At 66.3% G+C, this 13,283-nt stretch carries 9 protein-coding genes and 1 pseudogene; 4 read left to right on the top strand and 6 right to left on the bottom strand.

What is annotated here, in order from left to right; all coding sequences use genetic code 11:
- Positions 1-3: 3 nt before the first annotated feature.
- Positions 4-1,500: a PLP-dependent aminotransferase family protein gene (locus ASE52_RS19710; protein ID WP_057229619.1), complete on the bottom strand. Its 1,497-nt coding sequence runs from the start codon at positions 1,498-1,500 to the stop codon at positions 4-6.
- 138 nt (positions 1,501-1,638) lie between these two features.
- Here ASE52_RS19710 and ASE52_RS19715 point away from each other — a divergent pair.
- Together ASE52_RS19715 and ggt are read left to right on the top strand one after the other, a co-directional pair.
- Positions 1,639-2,346 (top strand): annotated as a pseudogene (locus tag ASE52_RS19715) (GNAT family protein); the annotation flags it as partial.
- Between the two features lie 237 nt (positions 2,347-2,583).
- Entirely contained in the window at positions 2,584-4,368 is a 1,785-nt protein-coding gene (gene ggt / locus ASE52_RS19720; RefSeq protein WP_057228674.1) for a gamma-glutamyltransferase, read from the top strand.
- 105 nt (positions 4,369-4,473) lie between these two features.
- On the opposite strand, the gene ASE52_RS19725 is transcribed toward ggt, so the two are convergent.
- The 4 genes from ASE52_RS19725 to gcl all read right to left on the bottom strand — a co-directional run bounded on the left by ASE52_RS19725 (position 4,474) and on the right by gcl (position 8,970).
- Positions 4,474-5,220 carry a hypothetical protein gene (locus ASE52_RS19725; protein WP_010461713.1) on the bottom strand — a complete coding sequence of 249 codons (747 nt, stop codon included), beginning with the start codon at positions 5,218-5,220 and terminating at the stop codon, positions 4,474-4,476.
- 62 nt (positions 5,221-5,282) lie between these two features.
- Entirely contained in the window at positions 5,283-6,197 is a 915-nt protein-coding gene (gene glxR / locus ASE52_RS19730; protein WP_057228677.1) for a 2-hydroxy-3-oxopropionate reductase, read from the bottom strand.
- A 49-nt stretch (positions 6,198-6,246) separates the two neighbouring features.
- Positions 6,247-7,026 (bottom strand): hydroxypyruvate isomerase, encoded by a 780-nt coding sequence (gene hyi, locus ASE52_RS19735; protein WP_057228679.1) that lies wholly within the window; start codon positions 7,024-7,026, stop codon positions 6,247-6,249.
- A 153-nt stretch (positions 7,027-7,179) separates the two neighbouring features.
- Entirely contained in the window at positions 7,180-8,970 is a 1,791-nt protein-coding gene (gene gcl / locus ASE52_RS19740) for a glyoxylate carboligase (protein WP_057228680.1), read from the bottom strand.
- A 153-nt stretch (positions 8,971-9,123) separates the two neighbouring features.
- Here gcl and ASE52_RS19745 point away from each other — a divergent pair, with 153 nt between their 5' ends.
- Positions 9,124-10,053, top strand: a complete 930-nt coding sequence (locus tag ASE52_RS19745; RefSeq protein ID WP_057228683.1) for a LysR family transcriptional regulator — start codon at positions 9,124-9,126, stop codon at positions 10,051-10,053.
- A gap of 318 nt (positions 10,054-10,371) precedes the next feature.
- On the opposite strand, the gene ASE52_RS19750 is transcribed toward ASE52_RS19745, so the two are convergent.
- Entirely contained in the window at positions 10,372-11,742 is a 1,371-nt protein-coding gene (locus ASE52_RS19750) for a glycerate kinase (protein WP_057228685.1), read from the bottom strand.
- A gap of 213 nt (positions 11,743-11,955) precedes the next feature.
- Between ASE52_RS19750 and ASE52_RS19755 the strand changes: the two genes are divergently transcribed.
- On the top strand, positions 11,956-13,236 hold the full coding sequence (locus tag ASE52_RS19755) for a C4-dicarboxylate transporter DctA (RefSeq protein WP_057228687.1): 1,281 nt from the start codon (positions 11,956-11,958) through the stop codon (positions 13,234-13,236).
- The last annotated feature ends 47 nt before the right edge of the window (positions 13,237-13,283 follow it).

Below are 13,283 nucleotides of genomic sequence, written 5' to 3' on the forward strand. Positions count from 1 at the left end.
CGCTCAGGCGCTGCGCCGTGCCCGCTGCGCCTGGGCCAGCCGCGAAAGCCGCTGCACCAGGGCCGGGTACTGCGATTCGGACGTATTGCCGTAGCCCAGCACCAGGCCGTTGTCTTCGGGCTGTGCACGCAGGGCAAAGCGTGACAGCGGCGCGGGGGCCATGTCGTAGGCGCGGGCCGCCTCGGCAATCGCCTGGTCGGGGTATTCGGGCGGCAGGCGCACCGTGAGGTGCATGCCGCTGTCGCCCCCCAGCACCCCATGTGGCACAGCCAGGTGCTGTGCCAATGCGTCGCGCAACAGCGCCTGTCGGCTGCGGTACAGGCGCCGCATGCGGCCCAGGTGCCGGCTGAACTGCCCGCTCTCGATGAACTCCGCCAGCGCCAGCTGCTCGTGGCGGTGTCCGCCGCGCAGCGTCTCCCTGAGCAGTGGTGCGGCCACGGCCGCCAGGGCCTGTGGCAGCACCACAAACCCGAGCCGCAACGATGGGAACAGCGTCTTGCTGAACGTGCCCACGTACATCACCGGCGCTTCAGGCACCAGGCCCTGCATGGCACCGATCAACTCGCCCGCATGGCGAAATTCACTGTCGTAGTCATCCTCGATGATCCAGGCGCCACAGGCCTGCGCCTGGCGGATCAGCGCCAGCCTGCGGGCCACGGGCAGCACCCCGCCCGTGGGGTACTGGTGCGACGGCGTGGTGTAGATGAGCCGGGGCGGCGCTGCCGTCCAGGCATCGGCAGACACCACCAGGCCAGCACCATCGACCCGCAAAGGCGCCACCCGCAGGTCCCCACACTGGAACGCCGTCTGCGCCCCCCGGTAGCCCGGGTCCTCCACCCAGGCCGTGTCACCCGGGTTGGCCACCAGCCGCACACACAGGTTCAGCGCCTCCTGCGCACCTTCGGTGATGACCACCTGCCCCTCCTCGCAGCGCACGCCGCGTGCCACCGCCAGGTGCCGCATGATGGCGCCCTGCAAGGCGGCCTCGCCCGCCGGATTGCCATAGCCCAGGGCCGACACGCCAGATGCCTTGAAGGCGCGGTCAAAACAGCTCTTCCAGGCACTCAGGGGAAAACGCGCCAGCGCCGGCACTCCCGGCCTGAAGGCCAGGGTCTCGCCCGCATCGGCAAAACGGCTGACCACCTGCGCGCTGCGTTCGGACAGGCGCGGCGGCGCAGCGCGTGCGGGGTCCGCATGGCCTCGGGCACGGTTGCGGTCCAGCGCGGACACCTTGGTGCCCCGGCGGCTCAGCTCGATGTAGCCCTCGGCCCCCAGCTGCTCGTAGACCGCTGTCACGCTGTTGCGCGAAACGCCCAGGTCCGCCGCCAGATCCCGTGACCCCGGCAGGCGGCAGCCCGAGGGGAAACGCCCATCCAGGATGGCATCGCGAATGCGGGTCAGGAGCTGGCGCTGCAGCGAATCGCCCTGCCGGTCGCGCACCAGCGGGGCGTCCAGAAAGACATGGCGGACGGGGTCGATGGCAGGGAGGCGTTGGATCATGGTGGCCTGTGAAAAGCCACCAGATAGCAACCCCAGTGGCACCATCAGATTGTGCATGAGTGGATCTTTTGAATGGTCCACAAGAATCCTAAAGTCACACGCTCGATCTCTCTCTTGCCCCTTCGACCGCGCAATTCCATGTCCACCTTCATGAATGATTTCGCCCAGCCCATCGGTGCCCCCGCGCCCGGCTGGACACCCCGCCCCCAACCCGCCGGCGTCACCCTGGTGGGCCGCCACTGCCGGCTGGAGCCGCTGCAGGCCGACCGCCACGCGGCCGACCTGGACACGGCCTACCGGCTCGCGCCGGACCCGCGCGCCTGGACCTACATGTTCATCGGCCCATTCGACACGCCCGAGGACTACCACCGCTATGCACAGAGCGCTGCACAGAGTACCGACCCTCGCCACTTCGCCGTGGTGGACAAGGCCACAGGCAAGGCCGTGGGCACCCTGGCGCTGATGCGCATTGATCCCACCCATGGCGCCATCGAGGTCGGAAACGTGATGTTCTCGCCCCTGCTCCAGCAAACCCCCGCCTCCACCGAGGCGCAGTTCCTGCTCATGGCGTATGTGTTCGACACGCTGGGCTACCGCCGCTACGAGTGGAAGTGCGACAGCCTCAACACCCCTTCGCGGCGCACGGCCGCGCGCCTGGGTTTCCAGTTCGAGGGCATCTTCCGCCAGGCCGTGGTCTACAAGGGCCGCAACCGCGACACCGCCTGGTTTTCAATCATCGACACCGAATGGCCCGGGTTGCGGCAGGTGTTCGAGGCATGGCTGTCGGACGACAACCAGGATGCACAGGGGCGTCAGCGGCGCTCGCTGACGCAGGTGCGCGAATCACTGGGCTCAGGGGCTTCATAACCACCGCGCTGAAGGCATCGAGGAGTGCGGCGCCGTGCAGCACCTCCTGCACAAAAAGCAGGAATAACGGGCGTGCACTGGGCGCATACTCAATCGGCATAACCCGCTGCCCGCACGCAGCGCGTGCCCACCCTACACTTGCCGCGGGCGCCCTTCGCACGGCCCACCCGCCCTCCCCTTCCTACAGAGCCAAAAACCATCTCAGGAGCATCACCCATGAACATACGACACACGCTGCTGGCCTCCAGCCTGGCGCTGGCGCTGGCCAGCCTCACGGCCTGCGGCAGCATACCCACCACGGCAGCAGCGCCCGCGCCCGCCGTACAGCAGACCGCATCGGCCCAGGCCGCCAGCGCCGCGTACGACTTCGACATGGACGTGTTCCACCCCGTGGTGGCACGCAACGGCATGGTCGCCACCGAGCAGGAGCTGGCCTCGCAGATCGGCCTCGACATCCTCAAGGCCGGCGGCAACGCGGTGGATGCGGCCGTGGGCATCGGCTTTGCGCTGGCCGTGGCCCTGCCCAATGCGGGCAACCTGGGTGGTGGCGGGTTCATGGTGGTGCACGATGCCAAGACCGGCAAGAGCGTGGCGCTCGACTTCCGCGAAGTGGCGCCATCAAAGGCCACGCGCGACATGTACCTCGATGCCAAGGGCAACGTGGTGGACGGCAAATCGCTCTACACCCACTACGCCGTGGGCGTGCCCGGCACCGTGGCCGGCATGGAGCATGCGCTCAAGACATGGGGCACCCTGCCCCTGTCGCGCGTGATTGCCCCCGCCATCGAGTTGGCGGACAAGGGATTCCCGGTCAGCGAGACGCTGGCCAAGATCCTGCAACAAGAGAAGAAGAACATGGGCAAGTGGCCCGCCACCCAGGCCATCTTCTGGAAGAACGGCGAACCCCTGAAGGTGGGCGACCCTCTGGTGCAGAAAGACCTGGCCCAGTCCATGCGCCTGATCGGCCAGCAAGGCGCCAAGGCTTTCTACGAAGGCGAGATCGCCCAGAAGATCGCCGCCGAGATGGCACCACACGCCGGCGCCCTCACGCTGCAGGACCTGCGCGAATACAAGGTGGCCGAGCGCGTGCCCACGCGCGGCACCTACCGTGGCTATGAGATCGTGACCATGCCGCCACCCTCCTCCGGCGGCCCGCACCTGGTGCAGATCCTGAACATGCTGGAGCCCCTGCCCCTGGCCCAGTGGGGCCCCAACAGCGCGCAGACCATCCACTACATGGCCGAGAGCATGAAGCTCGCGTACGCCGACCGCGCCGAGTACCTGGGCGACCCGGACTTCGTGAAGATCCCGCTCAAGGGCCTGACCTCCAAGCGCTACGCCGAATCGCTGGCCAAGGGCATCGACGCCAACACCGCGCGCAGCGGCAAGAGCATCAAGCCCGGCCAGCCCCAGCCGTATGAAAGCGACCAGACCACGCACTACTCCGTGGTGGACAAGGCCGGCAACGCCGTGGCCGTGACCTACACGCTCAACACCAACTTCGGCAGCGGCATCGTCGCCAAGGGCACGGGCATCTTGCTCAACAACGAGATGGACGACTTCTCGGCCAAACCCGGCGTGGCCAACGCCTACGGCCTGGTCGGCGGCGACGCCAACGCGGTGGCCGCCAAGAAGCGCCCCCTGTCGTCCATGACGCCCACCCTGGTGCTCAAGGACGGCAAGCCCACCCTGGTGACGGGCAGCCCCGGCGGCGCGCGCATCATCACCACGGTGCTGCAGACAGTGGTCAACACCATCGACTTCGGCATGAACCCCGCCGAAGCCGCTGCCGCACCCCGCGTGCACCACCAGTGGACGCCCGACGAGCTGCGCGTGGAAAAGGGCCTCTCGCCCGACACCCTGGCCCTGCTCAAGCAGCGCGGCCACAACATCGCGGTGAAGCCCTCGATGGGCCGCACGCAGACCATCCAGATCCGGGGTGGCGCGCTGTATGGGTACTCGGACCCGCGTAATCCGGATGGGAAGACGCTGGGGTATTGATTGCTACTCAATTAATAGCTACTACCGCTTGATGAACGTGCGGTAGCGGCCAATTTGAATCAGAAATCCCGCTCACCGAGAGGTGTGCGGGATTTTTTCTTTTCTTCAGCCCACGGCCACGATGCTGGATATGACCCGGCGCACATCCGCGACAACGCGATCTGGTAGCGTGGCAGCAGATTCAAGAGTGTTTTTTTGCAGCAGCATTTCGCTCGTGGGCACATTGCTTACCGTTGGCGACGGCCGCACTCCATCGAAGTAAAGCTGGTGCAACGACTGCCCGAGAGCCTGCAGAAAAAGTACGCACTCTCGCAACTTCTCGGGATCGATGGAAGTAGATCCATTCGATATCTCGCTTTCCTGGGCAACACCACGATGAGCAAAGATCTCATGCCGGAACGGTTTCACATCCGCGACGTAGAACTTCCGACGCTGCTCCACAGATTTTTTTAGCTGCTGGAAGTCAGCATATGTGGGAACAAATGCCAAATCTATCCGTTGCTGAGCCTGCTCTCTGGATTGCAGGCCATACCGGTCCATCTGGCGCTGTGTAAAAGCTGTGAGCTCGAAAATTTCGATATTGTCTACACAGTGCTTCAGTAGCCGATTCACGGAATAGTTGCGCCCCTCGGGATCGAAAATCCTTCCTAGCGTAACCACTGCGGACGTCAGCAGAGCATCCAAAGCCGTATTCCAGAACGTGGCTGCGCTACCCATTGCAGTCGTAGCGCTCTGGCTACCAAATATTGAAGCGTAGAGCGCATGCATTGAATAGACGTAACGAACAGCATCCCTGCATTCAGACTGGAATACCTCAAGCAGTTTTTCGAACTCATCAGAGGCTTCTGACATAGCCCACCTTTGATTTGGTCTCGGTAAGACCCAGTCTGCCATGACCCCGCCCTGGGAGAACTTCAGGTCGAAGCGACCTCCCCAATCTCAAAATTCGCCATCTTCTCCAGCGCCCGCACCATCGCCGAGTGGTCCCACCCCTGCCCGCCATGCGCCACGCAGGCGTTGAACAGCTCCTGCGCCATCGCCGTGTTGGGCAGCGGCACGCCCAGCTCCCGCGCGCTCGACAGCGCGAGGTTCAGGTCCTTCTGGTGCAGTCCGATGCGAAAGCCGGGCTCGAACCTGCGCTGGATCATGCGTTCGGCATGCACCTCCAGGATCTTGGACGAGGCGAAACCGCCCAGCAGCGCCTGGCGCACGCGGGCCGGGTCGGCGCCCGCGCGGGCGGCGAAGAGCAGCGCCTCGGCCACGGCCTCGATGTTCAGGGCGACGATGATCTGGTTGGCCACCTTGGCGGTCTGGCCGTCGCCGTTGCCGCCCACCAGGGTGATGTTCTTGCCCAGGCGTTCGAACAAGGGCCTGATGCGCTCGAACACCGCCTCGGGGCCACCGACCATGATGGACAGCGTGGCGTTCTTCGCGCCCAGTTCGCCGCCCGAAACGGGGGCGTCCAGGTACTGCGCACCCAGGGCCTCGATGCGCGCCGCAAAGTCCTTGGTGGCCACGGGCGAAATGGAACTCATGTCCACCACCACCTTGCCCACGTTGCCTTTGAGGCCCTGGGCCACACCGTCGGCGCCGAACAGCACCTTCTCCACATCGGGCGTGTCGGGCAGCATCAGGAAGATGATGTCGGCCCGCTCGGCCACGCCGCGCGCCGTGGTGCACTGTGTGGCGCTGCTCTCTGCGATCTGCGGCGCCACGCGGCCGCGCGTGTGCACGTACAGCTGGTGACCCGCAGCGATGAGGTGGCCGCACATGGGCGCTCCCATGATGCCCAGGCCGATGAAACCGAGTTTGAGGGGGGTGTCGGTCATGTTCTTGTTCTCCTTGTGTGGTGGTGATTCGTCGATCCGTGGGTGTGGCTCATGCGGCAAGCGCCGTGCGCCACCCCAGGCCGATTTCCGTGGTGCGTGCAGGCCGGTACTCGCAACCCACCCAGCCGTCGTATCCGATGCGGTCCAGGTGCGCAAACAGGTAGCGGTAATTGATCTCGCCCGTGCCCGGCTCGTTGCGGCCGGGGTTGTCGGCCAGCTGTACGTGGCCGATGCGCGGCAGGTGCTTTTGCAGCGTGGCGGCAATTTCGCCTTCGGTGCGCTGCGCGTGGTAGATGTCGTACTGCACCAAGGCGTTGCTGGCATCCACTTCGTCCAGGATGTCCAGCGCCTGGTCCGTGCGGGTCAGGTAGAAGCCCGGGATGTCGAAGGGGTTGATGGGCTCGACCAGCAAACGCAGCCCGGCCGCCTTCAGCTCCGTGGCCGCAAAGCGCAGGTTGTCGACCAGGGTGCGGCGCAGCAAGGCGGCGTCCACGCCCATAGGCGCCTTGCCGGCCAGGCAGTTGAGTTGTGGCACGCCCAGCGCCTTCGCATAGGTGATGGCGCGGGCCACTCCCGCGCGGAACTCGGCAACGCGATCCGGGTGGCAGGCAATGCCGCGCTCGCCCGCGTCCCAGTCGCCGGCGGGCAGGTTGTGCAGCACGATCTGCAGGTGGTGTGCGTCAATCTGTGCGCGCAGTTCCTCAGGAGTGTGGACGTAGGGGAAGAGGAATTCCACGGCTTCGAATCCGGCGCGGGCAGCGCGCTCGAAGCGGTCGAGGAAAGGCACCTCGGTGAACAGCATGCTGAGGTTGGCAGCAAAGCGGGGCATGGGGAAGTCTCCGTGAAGGTGAATCAAAAAAAGAGGAGCTGGGGCTGCTGTAGGACGGCCTGGCTCTCTGCCCCTACCGTTCGGGCTGAGCCTGTCGAAGCCGGGGCACTGAGGCGGCATTCGACAAGCTCAGGCTGAACGGTGGGGGTCGCCTCAGTCCAGCACCGCCAGCGCGCTCGGCACATCCGCCACCTGCGTGGCCAGCTCCTCGAACTCGACGACGTTGTCGATCTCCGTGCCCATGGCGATGTTGGTCACGCGCTCCAGGATCACCTCGATGACCACGGGCGTTGCGTGCTCGGCCATCCAGGCCTCGGCCTGGGCGATGGCGGGCGCGAACTCCTCGGGGCGGTGCACGCGGATGGCCTTGCAGCCCAGGCCTTCGACCACCTTCACGTGGTCCACGCCATAGCCGCGCGCCACCTCGCCCTCGGCCATGTTCACGTTGTCGAACGCGAGCTGCACGCAGTAGTCGATGCTGAAGCTGCGCTGCGCCTGGCGGATCAGGCCCAGGTAGCTGTTGTTGACCAGCACGTGGATGTAGGGCAGCTTGAACTGCGCGCCCACGGCCAGCTCCTCGATCATGAACTGGAAGTCGTAGTCGCCCGACAGCGCCACGATCTTGCGCGCCGGGTCGGCCACGCGCACGCCCAGGGCGGCAGGCACCGTCCAGCCCAGCGGGCCGGCCTGGCCGCAGTTGATCCAGTGGCGCGGCTGGTACACGTGCAAAAACTGCGCGCCCGCTATTTGCGACAGACCGATGGTGGAGACATAACACACGTCCTTGCCCAGCGCGCGGTTCATGCACTGATACACGCGCTGCGGCTTCATGGGCACGCTATCGAAGTGGGTCTTGCGCAGGTAGTCCACGCTGTGCTTGCGGCCCAGGCATTCGGCGGCCCAGCTGCTGTGGTCCTTCAGGCGCCCCGCGGCCTGCCATTCGAGTGCCACGTCGACAAAGAGCCGGAGTGCGGCGCCCGCATCGGAGACGATGCCGAAGTCCGGCGCGAACACGCGGCCGATCTGCGTGGGCTCGATGTCCACGTGCACAAACTTCCGGCCCCGGGTGTACACATCGACCGAGCCCGTGTGCCGGTTGGCCCAGCGGTTGCCGATACCCAGCACGAAGTCGCTGGCGAGCAGCGTGGCATTGCCATAGCGCTGGCTGGTCTGCAGGCCGCACATGCCGGCCATGAGCGGGTGGTCGTCGGGGATGCTGCCCCAGCCCATCAGCGTGGGAATCACCGGCACGCCCAGCAGCTCGGCCAACTGCACCAGCAGGTCCGACGCATCGGCATTGATGATGCCGCCGCCCGCCACGATGAGCGGGCGCTCGGCGCCGTTGAGCATGGAGAGCGCTTTCTCGATCTGCGCACGCGTGGCGGCGGGCTTGTAGGGCACCAGGGGTTCATACGTGTCGAGGTCGAACTCGATCTCGGCCAGTTGCACGTCGATGGGAAGGTCGATGAGCACGGGCCCGGGCCGGCCGGAGCGCATGAGGTGGAACGCCTGCTGGAACGCCTGCGGCACCTGCGCGGGCTCCAGCACGGTGGTGGCCCACTTGGTCACGCTCTTGGCAATGGTGGCGATGTCCACCGCCTGGAAGTCTTCCTTGTGCAGGCGGGCGCGCGGCGCCTGGCCGGTAATGCACAGGATGGGGATGGAGTCCGCACTGGCCGAGTACAGGCCGGTGATCATGTCGGTGCCGGCGGGGCCGCTGGTGCCGATGCACACGCCGATGTTGCCAGCCACGGCACGCGTGTAGCCCTCGGCCATGTGGCTGGCGCCCTCCACATGGCGCGCCAGGATGTGGCCAATGCCGCCGTGCGCCTTGAGCGCCGCATACAGCGGGTTGATGGCCGCGCCGGGCACGCCGAACGCAACGCTCACGCCCTCTTTCTCCATCACCTTCACGGCGGCCTCGATGGCCTTCATTCTTGGCATTGCACATCTCCTTCGGTTGGGGTCGTTGATGTGGCAACTCTAGGCAAGCACCCGCTGTGGCGGAAGGTGGCGGCAGACCATAAAATTTATTCCACACAGGAATAAGCCGCAGCGCACAGGCGCTGCACCATGCGCTGCAAGGAGGCAAAAACGATGGACAGGCTCGATGCCATGCAAATGTTCGTGCGGGTGGTGGAGACCGGCAGCTTCACCAAGGTGGCCCGCGAGTTCGTCACCACACAGCCCACGGTGACCAAGCAGGTGGCCGCCATGGAGGCACACCTGAAGGTGCGGCTGCTCAACCGCAACACGCGCGGCGTGAGCCTGACCGAGCCCGGTGCGCTGTACTACGAAAAGTGCAAGGCCATCGTGACCGACGTGGCCGATGCCGAGAGCGTGGTGCGCGTGCGCCAGACGCAGGTGCAGGGCCAGCTGCGGGTGGGCAGCTCGGTGGCGTTCGGGCGGCGCGTGGTGGTGCCGCTGGCGCTGGAGTTCATGGCGCAGAACCCGCAGGTGCAGCTGGACCTGAGCTTCGAGGACCGCTACACCGACCTGGTGGCCCACGGCATCGACGTGGCGATCCGCCTGGGCAAGCTGGCCGACTCGGCCCTGGGCGCGCGCACGCTGGGCATGAACCCCTGGGTGCTGGTGGCTTCGCTCACCTACCTGCGCCGCCACGGCACGCCGCGCCGGCCGTCGGACCTGAAGGACCATTCGACGCTGATCTACAGCAGCGTGCAGGGCAACGACCTGTGGCGGCTGCGCAATGCGAGCGGCGAGGCGGTGTCGGTGCCGGTCACGGGGCGGCTGCGGTCCAACAACCTCTCTGCGCTGCTGGCGGCGGCGCGCGCGCACATGGGCATCGCGGCGCTGCCGCACTACGTGGCGGTGGAATCGCTGGCGGCAGGGCGCGTGGTAGAGGTGCTCAAGACCTGCCGCCTGCCCGAGCAGGAGATCCATGCGGTATACCCGTCACCGCGGCTGGTGCCGCAGAAGGTGCAGGCGTTCGTCGCGTTTTTGCAGGGGCGGTTTGGCAAGGACTGGGTTGACGCTTTGCCGCGTGAGGGGGCTGCGAGGAAGTAAAGGATGGCTGGGAGATGACGAGGTTGCGCCCTAATTGGAGGCCCTCTCTCCCCAACCCTCTCCCGCGAGGGGAGAGGGGGTTAAGAAAGGTACGCCGGTGGTGGTTGTACGGTCTTGGCCGAGTCAGCCGCTTTTGCTGCAGCCTTCAAGCATGGCCGCAGGCGCAGCCGTTGCAAACATCCTGGCCGTCGTGACGCCCATCAAGCTCCCTCTCCCCTTGCGGGAGAGGGCTGGGGAGAGGGGTAATGATCAGGCACAGCGCCAGCAAAAACCCTGGACCTTATCGCCCTGCAGCCCAGGCACAGCCACCGCCAACCGCTACAAAATCAGGATCGCCCGGAAGTCATTGACGTTGGTGTGCGTGGGCCCCGTGACAACCAGATCGCCCAGCGCATCGAAATAACCATACGCATCGTTGCGGTCCAGATGGTCCGCGATGGACAGGCCGTGCGAGGTGGCACGCGCCAGGGTGTCGGGCACCACACGCGCGCCGGCGTTGTCTTCCACGCCGTCGATACCGTCGGTGTCCGCAGCCAACGCCCACACACCAGGCTGGCCCTGTAGCGCCTGCGCGAGCCCCATGCAGAACTCGCCCGCCCGGCCGCCCCGGCCCTTGGCAGCGTCGGGTGCGCGCGGGCGGATGGTGACGGTGGTCTCGCCGCCCGAGAGGATCACGCAGGGCCGCGCAAACGGCTGGCCATGCCTTGCCACAGCGCGGGCCAGCGCAGCGTGCACCTTGCCCACCTCGCGCGATTCGCCTTCGATTTCGTCGGAGAGGATGTACGCAGCCACACCGGCCGCACGCGCGGCCTCGGCAGCGGCCTGCAGCGACTGCTGGGGCGTGGCCGTCATGTGCACCACATGGTTCGCAAACACGGCGTCGCCGGGCTTGGGGGTTTCCAGCGCGCCTGCTTCCAGTGCAACGCGCACTGCGGGGGGCACGTCGATGCCATAGCGCGCCAGGATGGTCAGCGCATCGGCGCAGGTGGTGGCGTCGGGCACGGTGGGGCCGCTGGCGATGACCGAGGGGTCGTCGCCCGGCACGTCGCTGATGGTGAGCGTGACCACCCGCGCGGGTGCGCAGGCCGCCGCCAGGCGCCCGCCTTTGATGCGCGAGAGGTGCTTGCGCACGCAGTTCATCTCGTCGATGGCGGCGCCGCTCTCGAGCAGCGCCTTGTTGATGCGCTGCTTGTCTTCGAGCGTGAGGCCGTCCGCCGGGAGCGTGAGCAGGGCCGAGCCGCCGCCCGAGATCAGGCACAGCACCAGGTCGTTTTCGGTAAGGCCCTGCGTCAGCGCCAGGATGCGCTGCGCGGCGGCCAAGCCGGCCGCATCGGGCACGGGGTGCGCGGCTTCGACCACCTCGATGCGCTGCGGGTAGCCCTCGGGCCGGGGCGGCAGTCCCAGGAACGCCGCCTCACGCGGCGGCGTGTGGTGGTAGCGCGTGACGACCAGGCCCGACAGCGGCGCATCAACCGGCCACAGCGCCTCCACCGCCTGCGCCATGGCGCCACCGGCCTTGCCCGCACCCAGCACCAGGGTGCGGCCTCCGCTCTCACGGCTGGGCGGCGCGGGCAGAAAGGCGGCGGTGTTGTGCAGCGGCAGCGCACGGCGCACGGCCACCCGGTACAGGTATTCGAGGAACTCGGCGGGCTGGAAGACGGGATCGGGCACGTTGTCGTTGTTGGTCATGGTGGTCTCCGCGGGCGATTGTGGAGCAGTAACTCCAAGGTAACCGCGCGTGAAAGTCAAAAGTGCTTCAACCACCACCGCGCCGGCGGGCCCCCAACGGCAGGGCCCAACACGGGATAACCCCATGTTCTGGCTCGCAACACTTGTCTACAGTTCTTGTATGCAAGATTGATCACAGTGCCACCGTCTCCTTTCTTTCGTCAAAGGGTTCCCATGCTCCGCTTCCTCAACTCCTTGTTCGGCCGGGTGATCCTGGCCCTGATTGCCGGCGTGGCCGTCGGGCTGTTCTGGCCCGATACGGCCGTACAGCTCAAGCCTCTGGGCGACGGCTTCATCAAGCTCATCAAGATGCTGATTCCGCTCATCGTCTTTTGCGTGGTGGTGCATGGCATTGCCGGCACGGGCGACCTCAAGCGGGTCGGCCGGGTGGGCATCAAGTCGCTGATCTACTTCGAGGTGGTCACGTCCATCGCGCTGGTGTTGGGCCTGGCGCTCGCATTTTGGTTCGAGCCCGGTGTGGGCATGAACGTGGACCCGAGTGCGCTGGACCCCAAGGCCATGGGCGCCTATGCGGAAAACGCCAGCAAACTCACGGGTGGCGGCTTCAGCGACTTTTTGCTCAAGCTCATCCCCACCACCGCCGTGAGCGCATTCGCCAATGGCGACGTGCTGCAGGTGCTGCTGTTCTCCATCATCTTTGGCTGCGCGCTGGCGCTGCTGGGCGAGCGCGGTGCGCGGGTCACCAGTCTGATCGAAGACCTGTCGCACGTGCTCTTCAAGACCATGGGCCTGATCATCAAGCTGGCGCCGCTGGGCGTGCTGGGTGCCATCGCGTTCACGGTGGGCAAGTACGGCATCGGCTCGCTCAAGCAGCTGGGCATGCTGGTGGTGCTGTTCTATGCGGCGGTGTTCCTGTTCGTGGCGGTGGTGCTGGGCCTGATCATGCGGGTCTCGGGCTTCAGCCTGTTCAAGCTGCTGCGCTACCTGCGCGAGGAGCTGGCCGTGGTGTTCGCCACCACCTCGTCGGACAGCGTGCTGCCCCAGATCATGGCCAAGCTCAAGCACATGGGCATTCGCGACTCGACCGTGGGCCTGGTGATCCCCACGGGCTACTCGTTCAACCTGGACGCGTTCTCGATCTACATCACGCTGGCCGCCGTGTTCATCGCCCAGGCCACGAACACGCCGATCTCCATGGCCGACCTGCTGACCATCCTGGCGATCTCGCTGGTCACGTCCAAGGGCGCGCATGGCGTGCCGGGCTCGGCCATCGTGGTGCTGGCGGCCACGCTGCATGCCATTCCGGCCATCCCGGCCATCGGGCTGGTGCTGGTGCTGTCGGTGGACTGGTTCATGGGCATTGCCCGCGCGCTGGGCAACCTGATCGGCAACTGCGTGGCCACCGTGGCCATTGCCGCGTGGGAAGGCGATATCGACCGCGAGCGCGCCCACGCCGTGCTAGACGGCCAGGCCGTGCCGCCGCAGCAGCAGTGACCGCATGCGACAAGCCAAGCCATAACAACCCACAACACCACGGCCCA

It is taken from the genome of Acidovorax sp. Root275 (assembly GCF_001428965.1).
Lineage (GTDB): Bacteria > Pseudomonadota > Gammaproteobacteria > Burkholderiales > Burkholderiaceae_C > Acidovorax > Acidovorax radicis.